Here is a 17,368-nt window from a genome sequence, read left to right as displayed (position 1 = left end):
ATCGGTAATTCGATATTTTTAACGATGCAAAGCATATGTGTCATATTTAACAATCTTTTGAAGTTGTATATATTCTTCTTTCGTTAAAGGTAACTGTTGACTAGCTCGTATATTTTCCTGTAATTGTTGAAGAGAGCTTGCACCAGGTATAACAGTTGCAACAGTCTTATTATGTAAGCAATATTGAATAGCTGTTCCTGTTAAAGAGCGTTCTCCAATCATTTCTTTTACACTTGCTAGAGTTGCATGTAATTCATCGTAAGAATAAGAGAGATAATCCTTTTCCTTTACTCTTTCTATCTTTCTTGCATTATTGTCAGTTAAAATTCCTTTTGCAAGTGGCCCGCGGGCAATGACGCTAATTTGGTGTTCATTTAGAAGGGGGAACCATTCTTCTGGACGACGATTTAAAAGGTTATATTCCATTAGTACACTAACGATGTTTGAGCGTTTTGCATATTCACGAACGACATTTGGGCGTATAGAAGAAATACCGTAATGGCGAATAATACCTTCCTTTTTCAATTCTTCAAAAGCTTCAATTGTTTCATCTATTGGATCTTCAATTGTTCCGCCATGAAGTTGGTAAAGGTCAATATAATCAGTTTGAAGTCTACGTAAACTTTCCTTTACTTCAGTCTTTATGTAAGCTTTAGAAGGATCCCAAGACCAGCCATTTTTTTCTTCTGTCCAACGATTTCCAACCTTCGTTGTAAGTACAATTTGGTCTCTTCTTCCCTTCAAGGCTTTTCCAACAAATTCTTCATTTAATCCGTAATCATATAAATCTGCTGTATCAAAAAAATTAATTCCTAAATCGATCGCTTCATCGATAATATGCATAGCTTCTGTTTCAGATGTACCGAGAGACATACAGCCAAGGCCCATTTCTGTAACAAACAAATCTGAGTTTCCTAATTGACGTTTTTTCATAGGTCAACCTCCTTACCTTTATTGTACGAGAGGGAAAAGAGGTTGACAAACGTTTACTTTCCGCTTCGCATTAACTGCCCGTAAAAGCATGATTAATGTTTCACTTTATTTGCTGTAATCCACTCTTGTACAGTTGTATACTCTTTGCTATATTGCTTTAGCTTATGGCGAATTTGCCATGCTTTTCCGACTAAAGTGACGCGATTTGGTAAAATATAAACTTTCATTTCTATCACGCTCCTTTCAATGTGGTAAAATGTATGAGGAAAGAATAGGAAATAGAACAGGGAGATGAAGTAGTATGAGTAATCTTGCAGAGAGAACAGTAAAAACTGAGCCAATTTTTGATGGTAGAGTTATAAAAGTTCGTGTTGATGATGTAGTATTACCAAATGGAGCAATGAGTAAACGTGAAATTGTAAATCACCCTGGTGCAGTTGCTATTATTGCTATTACTGATGAGGGGAAAATTGTGCTTGTTGAGCAGTATCGTAAAGCACTTGAAAAGGCGATTATAGAAATTCCGGCTGGCAAGTTAGAACCTGGTGAAAAACCTGAGGTAACAGCAGTTCGTGAATTAGAAGAGGAAACAGGATATGTATGTGAAAATATGGAGCTCATTACTTCTTTCTATACATCTCCAGGATTCGCAGATGAAATTTTATATGTATATAAAGCGACAGGTTTGACAAGAAAAGAAAATAAAGCTGAGTTAGATGAAGATGAGTTTGTGGAATTAATGGAAGTATCGTTAGAAGAAGCGATTACTCTTATGAAAAATCTTCGTATTCATGATGCGAAGACGATGTTTGCAGTACAATATTTACAACTACAAAAATAAACACTCGCCAAAGGCGAGTGTTTTTTAATTGATTTTTGCATATACACGTGCATCACGTAAGCTACCATCTGGTGCTAGGAAATCATTTTCCATTGTCCCTTCTAGAATGAATTCTAGACGTTCTGCTAAGCTACATGCATTTATATTTGTTGCATCAGTACGAATTTCAATTCTTCTAGCGCCTAGTTTATCAAAGGCGAACTGAATTGCACCTTTAACAGCTTCGGTCATATAGCCTTGTTTTGTATAGGCACTATGTAGCCAGAAGTGAAGTGAAAACTTTGGAATATCCCAGTTTTCAGGCTTTAGTGTAATTGCTCCGATGAATGTACCAGATACTTTATCGTATAAGTGAAAATCAAGTGTTTCACGAAGTAAAAACTGTCCGTGAGCTTCGCGAACAATTTCTTCAGCACTCTCTTCTGTTTCAGCGTTAATTGGTATCCACGGTACTAAGTCTTCTAGAGAAGCTTGGATTGCTTCATATACTTCTGCACCATCACCTGGAAATGGTTTACGAACTTGCAAGCGTTCAGTTTGAAATAATGTTGGAAAATCTAATAATAATGGTTTCAAGAGAAATCCCTCCTATTCTCTACTTTTTAGTTTAGCAAAGTAGAGCGGAATTTCAATGTTAATTCGTCATACTTTTTTCTTTCTTTCATACATTTTTAATAAGAGTGTGAACGGAGGGAAGAAAAATGTGGCGAAAAAATTGGCAAGACCGTGTAATGTCTCACATACAGGAAAACTCTTCATTATATATATTTAACGCTGTTTTATTATTGATGGGAGTAATATTCGGAGCCATTCTCGTGAATAGTTTACAAATCAATCAAAAACAAGATTTATCATTTTATTTACAACGTTTTTTTGGACAAGTCTCTAAAGGAGAATTTGCCATTGCGGGCGAAATGTTTCGAGAAAGTTACTTTTCGCAATTAAAATACATCGGATTTATTTGGATTTTAGGAATTTCAATTATTGGATTACCAATTATTTTTATTTTATTATTTGTAAAAGGAGTTGTCGTTGGATTTACAGTTGGTTTTTTAGTAAGTCAGCATGGATGGAATGGACTATTATTAGCATTTGTATCTGTTTTGCCACAAAATTTAATTATCATTCCAGTCTTTCTCGTTATGACAACCATTGCTGCAAGTTTTTCTTTACGGATGATTAGGCATCAATTTATTAGAAAAATAACCGAGCCACTATTACCATTATTAATCCGTTATACATGCTTCTTTCTCGTAATTGGAGTGGTGTTAGCACTTGCTTCTAGTGTGGAGGCTTACGCATCACCAGTTTTAATGAAAGAAGTCGTTGAGGCTATTAATAAAAAATAAATACTTTTTGAGAATAATTATCAATTTGTTTTTATTGTTTTTTCTTTTGACAGAAGCCCTTCTTCTGATATAATGGTGTAAGAGTGGCGAGGAGGGAGTAGTACCGAATGGAAGAAAGAATTGAACGAATTAAGAAGCAATTACATGCAGCGAGCTACAAATTAACACCGCAACGTGAAGCAACAGTTCGTGTGCTGCTAGAAAATGAAGAAGATCATTTAAGCGCAGAAGATGTTTACCTCCTTGTAAAAGAAAAGTCGCCAGAGATCGGATTAGCAACCGTCTATCGAACTTTAGAACTATTATCTGAGTTAAAAGTTGTCGATAAGATTAACTTCGGAGACGGTGTTTCACGCTATGACTTACGCCAAGAAGGTGCGCAGCGTTTCCACCATCATTTGATTTGTACACAATGTGGTGCTGTACAAGAAATACAAGAAGATTTACTTGGTGAAGTGGAAAGGAAAGTAGAACGAGACTGGAGCTTTAAGGTGAAAGATCATCGTTTAACATTCCATGGGATTTGTAAAAATTGTCAAGAAAATGAAACGGATGAAAAATAACCTTTTCCTATTTATCTAGGAAGAGGTTTTTTATTTGAATAAGGTATAAATTGGTGAAAGCTTGGCATATGTTGTAATAACTTATATTTTGGAGGAATTTACAATGCGCCGAGCTTTAAAATTAACTTTTGATGGAATAAAAGTATTTTTATTATTTACAAGTTGTACGATTTTGTTTTATTTCGCTATACTATGGATAAATGAAGAATATGAAAGCTATCATCGTTATGAAAAACCTAAAGAAGAGACTGTAGAAAAAGTATCAGGGAATGAAGAACCGGCAAAGGATGCTTTCGTAAATAGAATGATGTTTTTCTATGAAAATGGGGAGTAGTGTAGAGTGGAAGATCAATTAAAAGATTTTATTCATTATATGGTTGTCGAAAAAGGATTAGCAAAGAATACAGTAGTATCTTATGAACGGGATTTAAAAAGCTACGTAAAGTATTTGCAAAATGTGGAACAGACGAAAACTTTTCATGAAGTGACCCGTTTACACATTGTTAACTTTTTGCAGTATTTAAAAGAGAACGGAAAATCTTCGAAAACATTGGCGCGTCATATCGCATCAATTCGTTCGTTCCACCAATTTTTACTTCGTGAACGAGCGGTAGAACATGATCCATCCGTACATATTGAAACGCCACAAGGGGAACGGAAATTACCAAAGGTATTATCAGTTGATGAAGTAGAGGCGTTACTTCAAACACCAAAAATGACAAGTGCTTTTGGTATTCGTGATAAGGCGATGCTAGAGTTACTGTATGCGACAGGACTTCGTGTTTCAGAATTGATTGCACTCAATTTAGAAGATGTACATTTAACGATGGGATTTGTTCGTTGCATAGGGAAAGGGAATAAAGAAAGAATTATTCCACTAGGAAGTTTAGCAACGGAAGCGATTCAAAAGTATATTGAAAAAGGAAGAAGAGAATTAATGGGGAAAAAAGTAGTAGATGCACTCTTTTTAAACCATCATGGTAATCGATTATCAAGACAAGGATTTTGGAAAATATTAAAACGATTAGCGAAAGAGGCAAATATTGAAAAAGAACTTACACCTCATACGTTGCGTCACTCGTTTGCTACGCACTTATTAGAAAATGGAGCAGATTTACGTGCTGTACAAGAAATGCTTGGACATGCAGATATTTCAACTACGCAAATCTATACGCACGTTTCAAAAACTAGATTAAAAGATGTATATAAACAGTTTCATCCGAGAGCATAGTTACTATGCTCTTTTTTTCATAGATTAAGAGGGGAAGACCGTTTCACAGAAACTTCACAAACATTTCGTATATTGTTTTCAGCAGAAGACTAGAATATTACAATGTATTTCCTCTATACTAAATAAAGTATAAAGGAGGAAATGATGATGAAAAAACTGATTATAACTTTATTTATCGCGATGCTAGCGTTGGCTGGCTGTAATACAAACAAAGAAGAACCGAAAAAAGAACAGAAACTTGAAGCTGTAAAAGTAGCAGTCCAAACAAATCCGAAAGAAATTAAACCAGGTGAAAAAACAGAAGTACAAGCACTTGTTACACAAGGGAAAGAAAAAGTAACGGATGCCGATGATGTAAAGTTTGAAATTTGGAAAGATGGCGACGAAAAGCACGAGATGTTAGATGGTAAGCATAAAGGAAAAGGTGTTTATGCAGTAGAGAAAACATTCGAAACGGATGGAGTATACCATATTATTGCTCACACAAATGCACGTGAAATGCACGTTATGCCAGAAGTGAAAGTTGCTGTAGGAAATGCGAAAGTAGAAGATGCGAAAAAAGAAAATAGTGATCACAGTGCAGGACATGGAGATCATAAAAGTGACACAATGATCCATCTTATGGCTGGAGACATAAAGGCAAATGCCGAATCTACAATGAAAGTTCATTTAAAGCAAAAAGAAGAAGCATTAACTGGTGCTGAAGTACAACTAGAGATTTGGAAAGATGGTGTTGAAAAACACGAATTTATTCCAGCGAAAGAAGGGAATAAAGGAGAGTATGAAACGAAACATACTTTCAAAGAGAACGGTGCTTACAAAGTGAAAGTACATGTAAGAAAAGGCGAATTGCATGAACATAAAGAAGAAACAATAGAAGTAAAATAAAAAGTAGCTCTTTAGAGCTACTTTTTATTTTTAATATGAAGAAATAAATCATAAAAAAATTAGCACTTCGTTGCAGAATGGATTACAATAGAAGTGTGAAGAAAATGAGAAAATCTACGAAAATGTATTAAAAAGAAAGCGTAAACATGTTATGATATCAGTATCAGATGTCTGACATCTGACTTAGAAAAAACTAGAAATGTTTTTGAATCGTTTCAAGTAAACGAAATAGGTTAGAAAATGATTTAAAGAAGTACTGTTTGACAATGAGAATTCTTTTGGATAACAGTTTCACTTTATAGCGTTTTGAACATACTACAAGAAGTAGAACTGAACTTATAGGAGGTCGCAGTTATGAATAAATATAAACGTATATTCCTAGTCGTAATGGACTCTGTGGGAATCGGTGAAGCACCAGATGCTGAGCAATTTGGTGATCTAGGATCTGACACAATTGGTCACATTGCTGAACATATGAATGGGTTACAAATGCCTAACATGGTGAAATTAGGTCTTGGTAACATTCGAGAAATGAAAGGTATCTCTAAAGTAGAGAAACCACTTGGATATTACACAAAAATGCAAGAGAAATCTACTGGTAAAGATACAATGACAGGTCACTGGGAAATCATGGGCCTTTACATTGATACACCATTCCAAGTGTTCCCAGAAGGATTTCCGAAAGAATTACTTGATGAATTAGAAGAAAAAACAGGCCGTAAAATTATCGGTAATAAGCCAGCTTCTGGAACTGAGATTCTTGATGAACTTGGTCAAGAGCAAATGGAAACAGGCTCTTTAATCGTTTATACTTCTGCTGATAGCGTATTGCAAATTGCAGCACACGAAGAAGTAGTGCCACTTGATGAGTTATATAAAATCTGTAAAATTGCACGTGAATTAACATTAGATGAGAAATACATGGTAGGTCGTGTTATTGCTCGTCCATTCGTTGGTGAACCTGGAAACTTTACACGTACACCAAATCGTCATGACTATGCATTAAAACCATTCGGCCGTACAGTAATGAACGAATTAAAAGATAGTGACTACGATGTAATTGCTATTGGTAAAATCTCTGATATTTATGATGGTGAAGGGGTAACTGAATCACTTCGTACGAAGTCTAACATGGATGGAATGGATAAGCTTGTAGATACATTAAATATGGACTTTACAGGTCTTAGCTTCTTAAACTTAGTTGACTTTGATGCATTATTCGGTCACCGCCGTGATCCACAAGGATACGGAGAAGCTCTGCAAGAATATGATGCACGTCTTCCAGAAGTATTCGCAAAACTAAAAGAAGATGATCTATTATTAATTACAGCAGACCACGGTAATGATCCAATTCACCCTGGTACTGACCATACACGTGAATATGTACCATTATTAGCATATAGCCCAAGCATGAAAGAAGGCGGACAAGAGTTACCACTTCGTCAAACATTTGCTGATATTGGTGCAACAGTAGCAGAAAACTTCGGTGTGAAAATGCCAGAATACGGAACAAGCTTCTTAAACGAGCTAAAGAAATAGGGGGATAAACAAATGAATCGTGAACTTATTACAAAATCAGCTTCATACTTAAAAGAGAAGTTTCAAGAGACACCACAAGTAGGACTAATCCTTGGATCAGGACTAGGTGTATTAGCAGACGAAATTGAGAATGCAGTAACAGTACCTTACAGTGAAATCCCTGAATTCCCAGTATCAACTGTAGAAGGCCATGCAGGTCAACTAGTATTTGGTACACTTCAAGGTGTAACAGTAGTAGCAATGCAAGGACGTTTCCACTTCTATGAAGGATACGACATGCAAAAAGTAACATTCCCAGTTCGTGTTATGAAAGAACTAGGTGTAGAAACAGTAGTTGTAACAAACGCAGCTGGTGGTGTAAATACATCATTTGAGCCAGGCGATCTTATGTTAATTTCAGACCACATTAACTTCATGGGTACGAATCCATTAATCGGACCGAATGATTCTGAAATGGGCGTACGTTTCCCTGATATGTCTACATCATATACAGTAGAACTTCGCGAAATGGCGAAACAAGTTGCAGCAGACTTAAATATTAAAGTACAAGAAGGTGTATACGTAGGAATGACAGGTCCTGTATATGAAACACCTGCTGAAATTCGTATGCTTCGTACACTTGGCGGAGATGCAGTTGGTATGTCAACAGTACCTGAAGTAATTGTAGCGCGTCACGCTGGTATGAAAGTATTAGGTATTTCTTGTATTTCAAATATGGCAGCTGGTATTTTAGATCAACCACTTCACCACGATGAAGTAATTGAAACGACAGAACGTGTTAAAGCTAACTTCTTAGCATTAGTAAAAGCAATCGTAAAACAAATGAAGGGGTGACTTCACAATGAGAATGGTGGACCTAATTGCAAAAAAACGTGACGGACATGCATTAACGACAGAAGAAATTAACTTTATTGTTGAAGGATATACGAATGGTGATATTCCTGATTATCAAGTAAGTTCACTTGCAATGGCAATTTTCTTCCAAGATATGAACGATCAAGAGCGTGCTGATTTAACGATGGCAATGGTAAATAGCGGTGATACAATCGACTTATCGGCTATTGAAGGTGTAAAAGTAGATAAGCATTCAACAGGTGGTGTTGGTGATACAACGACACTTGTATTAGGTCCATTAGTAGCTGCTTTAGATGTACCAGTAGCGAAAATGTCTGGACGCGGTTTAGGACATACTGGTGGTACAATTGATAAATTAGAAGCAGTTCCAGGATTCCATGTGGAAATTGAAAACGATGAATTCATGCGTCTTGTAAATGAAAACAAAATCGCTGTTATCGGCCAAAGTGGTAACTTAACACCTGCTGATAAAAAGCTATATGCACTTCGTGATGTAACAGCAACAGTAAACTCAATTCCGCTTATTGCAAGTTCGATTATGAGTAAAAAAATTGCTGCTGGTGCAGATGCAATTGTTCTTGATGTAAAAACTGGAGCAGGTGCATTTATGAAAACGGATGAAGATGCAAAACGTTTAGCAGAAGCAATGGTACGTATCGGTAATAACGTTGGTCGTAATACGATGGCAGTTATTTCTGATATGAGTCAACCACTCGGTGAAGCTATCGGTAACGCATTAGAAGTTCAAGAAGCAATTGATACATTACAAGGTAAAGGGCCGAAAGATTTAGAAGAGCTATGTTTAACACTTGGAAGTCAAATGGTGTACCTTGCTGGACAAGCTTCATCTTTAGAAGATGCACGTGAAAAGCTAATTGAAGTAATGAACAACGGAAAAGCGCTAGAATCATTTAAAACGTTCTTATCAGCGCAAGGCGGTGACGCATCTGTTGTTGATGACCCTTCTAAATTGCCACAAGCACAATTTAAAATTGAAGTGGAAGCGAAAGAAGACGGATATGTATCAGAAATCGTTGCAGACGAAATCGGAACAGCAGCAATGCTTTTAGGAGCAGGACGTGCAACGAAAGAGTCTGAAATTGATTTAGCAGTTGGTCTAATGCTGCGCAAAAAAGTAGGCGATAGCGTGAAGCAAGGTGAATCTCTCGTTACAATTTACGCAAACCGCGAAAATGTTGAAGATGTAAAAGCGAAAATTTATGAGAACATGAAGATCTCTAAAGAACACGTAGATGCACCAACTTTAGTACACGGTATCGTAACGAAGTAATAAAAAAAGCTGAGGAGATTTCTCCTTGGCTTTTTTTACTATTTTTTGTTTATAATAATAATGGGTGAAATTATGATTAGAATTTGTGCAGTAACAAAAACAGATGAAGTATTATATGATGTTTCTCTAGAAGAAACAAAGAAAGACCATATTGTATGGTATTGGCTAGATTTATATAAGCCAACGAAAGAAGAGTATACATATATTCTGCAAGACCATTTTAAGTTCCATCCCCTTGCAATTGAAGACTGTCTAGAATACGTACAGAGGCCAAAAGTTGATTTTTATGATGGATATAACTTTTTAGTTCTTCACGCGTTTGGAGAAGATGGGCTAGAACCACATGAAATTGATTTGTTTGTTAGTGATCGCTATATTGTTTCTTTCCATTTTTCTCATAATAATGCAATTGAAAGAGTATGGAAAACACTTGGTGAGAAGAGGCGGATTAAGAAAGGACCTTTACATGTAGCACATACGATCACTGATCAAATTGTAGATGATTATTTCGCACCTGTATATTACATTGAAGATCATTTAAATGCGATTGATGATAACTTAACAGGTGAGACAGCAGGAGCCGTACTAGAAGAAGTATTTGATATTAGGGCAGATTTATCTAAGTTAAGACGTACAATTATTCCAATGCGTGATTTATTGTATCGTATTTTGAATTCCACTCGTTTTTACGGTATAAGTGATCATGAGATTTATTTTAAAGATATACATGATCATTTACTTAAACTTACGGAAATGATTGAGGCAAGTCGAGAGTTAACGGCGGATATTCGGGATAGTTATTTTTCATTAAACTCACATCATATGAATAACATTATGAAAACATTAACTGTATTCTCGACTATTTTCATGCCATTAACATTTATTGCGGGAGTATATGGAATGAACTTTACGCATATGCCAGAGCTTGGTGGACAATATAGTTATTTTATTTGTCTTCTTCTAATGGCATTAATTGGCGGCGGAATGATGGCCTGGTTTTATAAAAAAGGATGGTTTAAGTAAAAAAACACCGAGGATTTCCTCGGTGTTTTTTTTCAACCAATAGCATGTAATACAAACATAGCTAAGAATAAGCATGTAATGATATACATAGATGGTGCGACTTCTTTACGCTTTCCAAGAGCAACTTTTAAGATAGGGTAAGCAATAAATCCGAACGCAATGCCATCAGCGATACTATATGTGAGCGGGATCATGACGATAATTAAGAACGCTGGAAATCCTTCTGAAAAATCGTTCAGAGGAATTTGCTGAATGCTTGTAATCATCAGGCCGCCAATAATAATTAAGATTGGTGCAATGGCACTATCAGGAATTAGTTTGACAAACGGAAGTGCAAACAATGATGCAAAGAATAACAACCCCGTAACGATAGACGTCAGACCTGTCTTTCCGCCTGCAGTAATACCTGCGGCACTCTCTACTGTTGATACGGTAGGGCTTGTGCCAAATAGACCACATGTCATTGCTGAAATTGCATTGGCTTGGTAAGCACGTGGGAATTTACGGTCATCTTCTAATAAACCGTGCAGAAGTCCCATGTTCTCAAAAATAAGCACCATGCTTAAGGAGAATGTTGCAATCCAAAACGGTAAGGAAGAAAGTTTGCCAAATGACATAGCTCCAAACACATCGCCGTAATTAGCGAATGAGAATGAACTATTTCCGATTTGACTTGTATCAACAAGGCCAAATAGCCATGCAATACCAGTTCCTATTGCAATCGTCCATAAAAAGTTTCCACGTACGTTACGAATAAATAGTACAAGTGCAACGATAAGAGTAAGCACGGTCGCAAGAACGACAGGGTTACTTAATTTACCCATTGCAACAGCAGTATTTGGGTTCGAAACGACTAAGCCACCTTTTTGCAATCCGATAAACGCTAAAAATAATCCGATGCCGACAGTAATTGCTTCCTTTAATGACTTTGGAATTGATACTGATAGCACGCGAGCGATTGGTGTAAAAGCGGCAATTGCAAAAATAATACCAGAGATAAAGACAGCAGCCAATGCTTCTTGCCAAGTTAGTCCAAGCGTATGCACAGCTGTGTACGTGAAGAATGCATTTACACCCATACCAGGGACAAGAATAGCAGGTGCATTTGCCCAAAATGCCATGAGTAGACATCCGACAAATGAACTGAAAACAGTTGCTAAAATTCCAGCTTCAAGAGGAATGCCAGCATCGGATAAAATTGATGCATTTACAATCATAATATATACGATCGTGAAAAATGACGTAACTCCAGCTAAAACTTCTTGTTTTGGTGATGTTTCGTGTAAACCTAATTTAAATGTTCTTTCAAGTATTCCTTTCATGTTAAACCTTCTTTTTCATATCCCTCTCCCACCCGTGATATCTCTTTCGTAAGAGCTCACCGTCCTTTATTATATCAGAACATCATGTTTTTACAACAAGGAAAATGATAACGTTTACTTATAAATGAAATTATTTATAAATACGTAAAAATTGCCCGTATTGTTGAAATAATTTCTAACTCTCCCGATTGAATGGGTGGAGCTGCTTGCGCATGTAAAGTAGCATAAGACGTAACCTCCCTTGGTAATTGGGCAGATTCTTCAACGAATGAGAGGGGAACAGGATTAATATTTAAATTATATGTACTCGCAATAGCACGAGCTTTTTCTACTGCTTGGTGCAGAGCTTGAATGAGAGCTTGCTCATAATATTTATTTGGATGAGATACTCGGAAACGTAAACCTTTTGCTACATTTGCACCATTTGAAACGGCTATATCATATACTTCCCCAGCTTTTTGTACATTTAAAACGGTAATTTCATACAAATGCTCCACGCGGTATCCTTGCAGCAATGCTTTATCATTTACATATTCGTATTGAGGAGTAATTGTATAAGAAATCGTCTCTATATCTTTATCGGCAATACCAAGCTGTTTAAGTGCATCCAGCAATTGTTTGGATTGCACTGCATTTTCTTCTTGAGCCTGTTTTACATTTTTATCATCTGTTCGAATGCCGAGTGTTAATATAACAACATTCGGTTTTGCTTTTACAACACCTTCTCCTTGTACAGTAATAGTAGCTTCTTTACCAGTATTAGCAGTGCGTACGTTGTGTAAATAAGGATTCATTCCACCCTGCATTTTCCATCACCATCCTTTTTATATGTATATGTGTGAACAAAAAAGAAATTTATATGAAAAAAGTTACATAAATGAGAATGTTGAGGAAAGAAAGCATATACAACATAGGTATTTATAGATTATAATATGTGTAAATATGATAAAAAAGGGACGAGGCTATTGAACGAAAAAAGAGAAACGCTGATTTTAGATTTATCTGCATCATTTCGAAAAATGATACGTTTATTACAAAATGATATTAATACACGTTTTGCAGAACATATGCCATATAATGAATTTTCTGTATTACGTGCGTTATTTTTAAACAGTCCACAGATGGCTTCGCAAATTGCGAGTGAAGTAAACGTAACCTCCAGTCATATTACAGCTGTTACAGATCGTCTCGTACGAAAAGGATTAGTAGAAAGAAAACGTTCTAATTCAGATCGTCGAATCGTGTACTTAGAAATTACAGAGCACGGAAGAGAAGTAACTGAAAAACTTGAAGCTGTGCGTAAAGAATATTATAAAGAGAGATTTAAAGGTTGGAGCGACCAAGAAATAGAAATGGTCTTAGAACTATTTGGCCGCGTATTATAATAAATGAGGATAGGAAGCGAAAGCATTCCTATCCTTTTTCTTTTGAATAAAAATATTTTGAAACTCCGATACTTTAATTAAAAGATCGGAGGAAAGATTATGAAATATATTGCTGCACTTACCATTTTATTTGGTAGTTTTTTCTGTTTTCAAACATTCACGTACGCAGATACGCCTATCCAAGTGGTGCGAAAAGAAGTGAAGTACATCGAAAACGATAATACAGTCTTATATTCAAAATTATGGGTTCGTTCTATGCAAAACGCAGTATTATTCCACCATAGCGATAATATTCGTAATCGGGACACATTACGTAATGTAACAAGTTCATCGCTTGTTAAAGCGAAGCAACTATCTTTTCAGAAAGCAGCACTTTATATACCGAGACTATCGCAATACGTATCAAAAATAGGGAAAGAAAACATTCAAGTGTACTACATTGCGATTCACTATAATGTGAAAAAAGAAAATGCATATCAATTAGATGGCATGAACTATTTTCTACAAGTATTCGTAAAAGAGCGTGGGGAATGGAAAATTGCCGAAAGTGTAGTTGCACCGACAGAGCAAATTGTGCAAAATGGTGATGGATTTGGGATGAAAGAAGAGATGGTGTATGGGGATAGGAGAGAGAATGTGAAATAACCTCCTCATCGAGAGGAGGTTATTTTATTTGAAATTCCAAGAGACTTTCCATTTTAATATTTTAGGTAGGAAGAAATACGTAATGAAACTAGTTATTAAAAATCCGATGTAAAAGCTGGACAATGAGTGCGCGCGACTTAGTATTAAACCTCCAACGATCCCACCAAAGAAAATAGCGCATGCCATTACTAACTTTTGTAACTTTGGATATAATAGATAGTTACCATTTCGCTCATTGATTGAACGGGCATATAAATAAATACCGAGTGGTAATAAAATAAGTATATGTGCAATAGGTGCAATCAATGTTTTTGCCGGCGGAATCTTTGTAAAGTTTGGTTCGTTATGACGTACTCCATTTTGATCAGTATAAGCGCTTTGTGGATCATAATTAAAGTTAATAGTAAAATCTTCTGCTGGACTAGAAATACGTATGTTTTCCATAACATCATGTATAATGCCATTGTTCTCATGAAAGTCGGCACTCGAGTGAACAGCAATGACTCCTGATATTAGAGATGGAAGTAACGCTGGGAAGATTAATATAGCTGCAGTAAGAAATCCTTGCGATATCACATTTCCAGCGATTGTTCCTATACATAAGGCAAGTGTATAAATAGCGATTAATACAATTAACATATATATAAAGTAACTATGAAACGGTGAAAATACTTGATATTTATTATGAAAAGTCAACCTTTTCATAATAGCAAATAGCCCCCAGTTTAAAATGACAACAGCGGCGATATTACAGATTCCAAACAACCACTTTGTTATATAAAGGTGTGAACGTTTAAAGGGCATAGACCATAACAAGTCGCTAGCGTTATTTTGTCTTTCCCATCCAATTAACGTACAAGCTAGAATGGTCAGTATGCTACCTAACAGCATGATAGGATCTAAAAGTGTTAAATCAAAGTGATAATGATATACATAGTTCCATTTTTTATTGTCATTTAGAAAGTGTTGCTGTTGAATAGAAGTCATATAGTATTTATATGACAAACTATAGAAGCTGACGAGCCAAAATAACCATACAACATATTTACTTTGTTGATACGTTCTTAGCCATAGTGCTTTTTGAAACATAGGATCTCTCCTTTAAAAAACTTTATAATTTGTTAGGCGTGATAATACAACATAAGTAATGATTCCAGCGAGAAACAAACTGATATAGTAGTTAGGTAAGAAATAAAATTGATTGATTTTATAGCCACCTAGTAATGAAAAGTAAATGGTTGTCCCCCATATACATATTTTTAAATGTTTTTGGAAAATAAATATCCTTTGACTATTTTCATTTGGTGAACGCACATATAAATATGTCCCAAGTAGTAAATAAAATATTGTATAGAAAATAGGGACTAACATTGATTTGGCTGAATAATATACGTGAGATGCTGGATTTCTTAAAGTAGTTGGATCGTTGTCCCTCTTCCGAGAATCTGGCTGATAGTTATAATCAATAGAAAAGCGATATATTGGTACAACTATATTTGTTTTTTGATTGATTTCATATAGTTGTTGATCTAATTTATTATTTTTAGTATCGGTAGCCTCTAAATGGTTTAGTGTAAAAGTGTACACTAGTGGAATAAATGTAAGGCCCATTAGTAGCCATGGAATGCAAAAAATGACCTGTGAAACAATACTTCCAGTAAAAGTACCGATACATAGAGCAGCTGTATAGACTGCAACATAAGAAACTATCGCATAAAGAAAGTATCGGTGAAGTGGACTAAATGATTGATAATCAAAATGGATAGTTGTTCTATAAATAACATACATAATAATCCAATTTATAAGTAACGAGCTCACAATACAGAAGGAACCGAAAGCCCATTTAGATAAGAAAACATGTTTTCTTTTAAATGGCATCGTCATAAGTAGTGTATTAGATTGGTTGCTACGTTCCCATCCTATCAATAAGCAGGCTAAAGCAATGATAAGAACAGTTAACCAAAAACTATTACCATCTCGTGCAGAAAAGGTATAAAAATAATAATACTGTTCCCCTTTTTCTTGTAATTCGTAATATTTATCGAGTTCCATCTGAGCACTTCTATAGTATCCGAGAGATAGAAGATAAAGCGAACTAAAGAAGAATAGTAACGCAGCATATTTCCCACGCTTCCAATTCCACATCCATAACGCTTTATGAAACATATCCATCCTCCTCCAGTGTCGTAACGAAGACATCTTCAAGTGACATTGTTAATTCTTCAATGAGCAGTGGTTGTTCTTTATAAAACTTCTCGAGTGTTGTAGTCACATTTCCTTCAATTAAGATTGTATATACTTTTCCTGTTTGATTTAATATTTTAATATTGCTTAAGTTTTCTAGTTTTTGAGGTAATGAACGCTCGTAAGCTACTTGTATTTTTGCAAATTGTGATTTTGCATCGTCTAGTGACGTAATAGATGCTACAGTATGTCCTTTTAACATAATGATTGTATCTGCAATTTGTTCCACTTCATCTAAATGATGGGTAGAGATGAAAATGGTAATTTCTTTTTCTGCAACTTCTCCAACGAGAAACTGTAAAATCTGTCTTTTAACGATAGGATCAAGTCCGTTTGTTGGTTCATCTAAAATAATATATTCTGCTTTTGCAGCAACAGCTAAAATGATGGCAAGCAGTGCTTTCATTCCTTTTGAATAACTACGAATTCGTTTATTTGGTAAGTTGAAATGTTCTAGTAGTTCATAGAAATATGGTTCATCAAAAGCTGTATAAACTGCTTTATAAAACTTCACGATTTCTTTTACTGTATAACCGTTCAGTATGTTAGTAGAATCCGGAACATATACGATTTTTTGTTTCGTTTCAGGATTCTTATGAATGTCGATATCCTCATATGTAACAGTTCCCTCGTCTGGGTCTAAAATGCCGACCATCGTTCGTAATAAAGTTGTTTTTCCCGCGCCGTTTCTTCCAAGTAACCCGATGATACTACCTTTTTGTAATGTGAAAGAAACATCGTCTAAAATTGTTTGAGTATCAATTGTTTTCTTCAAGCTTGTCACTTTCAGCATCCGTATTTCCTCCAATCTCTTTATAGTATGAATCTATCCAATCATGAATTTTATCTTTCGTAACACCAAGATAAGAGGCTTCTAATAGTAATTGATGAAATTGCTTTTCAACCATAGCGATTTTCCTTTCGTCTAATGTTGGGGTAATCGATTGGGATACAAATGTTCCTTTTCCTCGTAACGTTTCAATAATTCCTTGTCGCTCTAACTCTTGATACGCTTTACTCACTGTATTTGGATTTATAACGAGTAAAGAAGCGAGTTCGCGTACAGAAGGAAGTTTATCACTTGGAGCCAACATGCTTTTCAATACGAGTTCTTTTATATTTTGAACAATTTGTTCCCATATCGGAGTGTTGCTTCTTGGGTCAAGTTGAATATGCAAGAGCAATGTCTCCTTCCTCATATGTATTAAGTGTACTACTATATGTAATACACTTAATACAATATAGGGGACGAATGTATT

Annotated in this window: 21 protein-coding genes; 12 read left to right on the top strand and 9 right to left on the bottom strand. The window is 35.6% G+C overall.

Translation table 11 applies throughout. The annotated features are described in order from the left end of the window. Window positions 1-18: 18 nt before the first annotated feature. Both GD442_RS19765 and mciZ read right to left on the bottom strand, forming a co-directional pair. The gene (locus tag GD442_RS19765; protein ID WP_098213728.1) at window positions 19-933 is read right to left on the bottom strand and encodes an aldo/keto reductase; all 915 of its coding nucleotides are present in this window, start codon (window positions 931-933) and stop codon (window positions 19-21) included. A gap of 92 nt (window positions 934-1,025) precedes the next feature. Then, window positions 1,026-1,160: a Z-ring formation inhibitor MciZ gene (mciZ, locus tag GD442_RS19760; RefSeq protein WP_000870302.1), complete on the bottom strand. Its 135-nt coding sequence runs from the start codon at window positions 1,158-1,160 to the stop codon at window positions 1,026-1,028. A 74-nt stretch (window positions 1,161-1,234) separates the two neighbouring features. On the opposite strand from mciZ, the gene GD442_RS19755 reads away from it, so the two are divergent. Further along, on the top strand, window positions 1,235-1,774 hold the full coding sequence (locus GD442_RS19755) for an NUDIX hydrolase (RefSeq protein WP_098213727.1): 540 nt from the start codon (window positions 1,235-1,237) through the stop codon (window positions 1,772-1,774). A gap of 24 nt (window positions 1,775-1,798) precedes the next feature. Here the strand turns inward: GD442_RS19755 and GD442_RS19750 are convergent, their stop codons facing one another. Further along, window positions 1,799-2,350 carry a GNAT family N-acetyltransferase gene (locus GD442_RS19750; protein WP_000803479.1) on the bottom strand — a complete coding sequence of 184 codons (552 nt, stop codon included), beginning with the start codon at window positions 2,348-2,350 and terminating at the stop codon, window positions 1,799-1,801. A 155-nt stretch (window positions 2,351-2,505) separates the two neighbouring features. On the opposite strand from GD442_RS19750, the gene spoIIM reads away from it, so the two are divergent. The 9 genes from spoIIM (at window position 2,506) to corA (ending at window position 10,513) form a co-directional block, all read left to right on the top strand. Continuing rightward, window positions 2,506-3,123, top strand: a complete 618-nt coding sequence (gene spoIIM, locus GD442_RS19745; RefSeq protein WP_236582420.1) for a stage II sporulation protein M — start codon at window positions 2,506-2,508, stop codon at window positions 3,121-3,123. 107 nt (window positions 3,124-3,230) lie between these two features. Then, window positions 3,231-3,686 carry a ferric iron uptake transcriptional regulator gene (gene fur / locus GD442_RS19740; RefSeq protein ID WP_000392657.1) on the top strand — a complete coding sequence of 152 codons (456 nt, stop codon included), beginning with the start codon at window positions 3,231-3,233 and terminating at the stop codon, window positions 3,684-3,686. A 103-nt stretch (window positions 3,687-3,789) separates the two neighbouring features. Next, window positions 3,790-4,020, top strand: coding sequence for a YqzK family protein (locus tag GD442_RS19735; RefSeq protein WP_001250432.1), 231 nt, complete (start codon window positions 3,790-3,792; stop codon window positions 4,018-4,020). 6 nt (window positions 4,021-4,026) lie between these two features. Further along, window positions 4,027-4,917, top strand: coding sequence for a site-specific tyrosine recombinase XerD (xerD, locus tag GD442_RS19730; RefSeq protein ID WP_000390088.1), 891 nt, complete (start codon window positions 4,027-4,029; stop codon window positions 4,915-4,917). A 147-nt stretch (window positions 4,918-5,064) separates the two neighbouring features. Further along, on the top strand, window positions 5,065-5,805 hold the full coding sequence (locus GD442_RS19725; RefSeq protein ID WP_000733456.1) for a FixH family protein: 741 nt from the start codon (window positions 5,065-5,067) through the stop codon (window positions 5,803-5,805). Window positions 5,806-6,159: 354 nt separating this feature from the next. Then, window positions 6,160-7,344 (top strand): phosphopentomutase, encoded by a 1,185-nt coding sequence (gene deoB / locus GD442_RS19720; protein ID WP_001046079.1) that lies wholly within the window; start codon window positions 6,160-6,162, stop codon window positions 7,342-7,344. A gap of 12 nt (window positions 7,345-7,356) precedes the next feature. Further along, window positions 7,357-8,178 carry a purine-nucleoside phosphorylase gene (locus GD442_RS19715; protein ID WP_001078446.1) on the top strand — a complete coding sequence of 274 codons (822 nt, stop codon included), beginning with the start codon at window positions 7,357-7,359 and terminating at the stop codon, window positions 8,176-8,178. Window positions 8,179-8,185: 7 nt separating this feature from the next. Next, on the top strand, window positions 8,186-9,490 hold the full coding sequence (locus GD442_RS19710; RefSeq protein WP_001243069.1) for a pyrimidine-nucleoside phosphorylase: 1,305 nt from the start codon (window positions 8,186-8,188) through the stop codon (window positions 9,488-9,490). Between the two features lie 60 nt (window positions 9,491-9,550). Continuing rightward, entirely contained in the window at window positions 9,551-10,513 is a 963-nt protein-coding gene (gene corA, locus GD442_RS19705) for a magnesium/cobalt transporter CorA (protein WP_002026281.1), read from the top strand. A gap of 32 nt (window positions 10,514-10,545) precedes the next feature. Here the strand turns inward: corA and GD442_RS19700 are convergent, their stop codons facing one another. Continuing rightward, window positions 10,546-11,835 carry an NCS2 family permease gene (locus GD442_RS19700; protein WP_000676248.1) on the bottom strand — a complete coding sequence of 430 codons (1,290 nt, stop codon included), beginning with the start codon at window positions 11,833-11,835 and terminating at the stop codon, window positions 10,546-10,548. A gap of 134 nt (window positions 11,836-11,969) precedes the next feature. Next, window positions 11,970-12,641, bottom strand: coding sequence for an SIMPL domain-containing protein (locus tag GD442_RS19695; RefSeq protein WP_001161449.1), 672 nt, complete (start codon window positions 12,639-12,641; stop codon window positions 11,970-11,972). Between the two features lie 159 nt (window positions 12,642-12,800). Here GD442_RS19695 and GD442_RS19690 point away from each other — a divergent pair, with 159 nt between their 5' ends. Both GD442_RS19690 and GD442_RS19685 read left to right on the top strand, forming a co-directional pair. Beyond that, entirely contained in the window at window positions 12,801-13,220 is a 420-nt protein-coding gene (locus GD442_RS19690) for a MarR family winged helix-turn-helix transcriptional regulator (RefSeq protein WP_001003307.1), read from the top strand. A 99-nt stretch (window positions 13,221-13,319) separates the two neighbouring features. Further along, window positions 13,320-13,865 carry a hypothetical protein gene (locus GD442_RS19685; protein ID WP_000873787.1) on the top strand — a complete coding sequence of 182 codons (546 nt, stop codon included), beginning with the start codon at window positions 13,320-13,322 and terminating at the stop codon, window positions 13,863-13,865. 24 nt (window positions 13,866-13,889) lie between these two features. Here GD442_RS19685 and GD442_RS19680 read toward each other — a convergent pair whose 3' ends face one another. From GD442_RS19680 to GD442_RS19665, 4 genes are read right to left on the bottom strand one after another with little or no spacing between them, the layout of a single operon-like run. After that, window positions 13,890-14,954, bottom strand: a complete 1,065-nt coding sequence (locus tag GD442_RS19680) for an ABC-2 transporter permease (RefSeq protein ID WP_000486538.1) — start codon at window positions 14,952-14,954, stop codon at window positions 13,890-13,892. 12 nt (window positions 14,955-14,966) lie between these two features. Next, a complete protein-coding gene (locus tag GD442_RS19675) occupies window positions 14,967-16,031 on the bottom strand; it encodes an ABC transporter permease (protein WP_000468523.1) in 1,065 nt (354 codons plus the stop codon). Then, window positions 16,021-16,902, bottom strand: a complete 882-nt coding sequence (locus GD442_RS19670) for an ABC transporter ATP-binding protein (protein ID WP_000922165.1) — start codon at window positions 16,900-16,902, stop codon at window positions 16,021-16,023. The genes GD442_RS19675 and GD442_RS19670 overlap by 11 nt, the downstream gene beginning before the upstream one ends. After that, window positions 16,868-17,287 (bottom strand): GntR family transcriptional regulator, encoded by a 420-nt coding sequence (locus tag GD442_RS19665; RefSeq protein ID WP_000548045.1) that lies wholly within the window; start codon window positions 17,285-17,287, stop codon window positions 16,868-16,870. Before GD442_RS19665 ends, GD442_RS19670 begins: the two co-directional genes overlap by 35 nt. Between the last annotated feature and the right edge of the window lie 81 nt (window positions 17,288-17,368).

The sequence above is a fragment of the Bacillus sp. A260 genome, from assembly GCF_009861435.1.
Classification (GTDB): Bacteria; Bacillota; Bacilli; order Bacillales; family Bacillaceae_G; genus Bacillus_A; species Bacillus_A cereus.
This window is presented reverse-complemented; position numbering and strand designations above follow the sequence as displayed.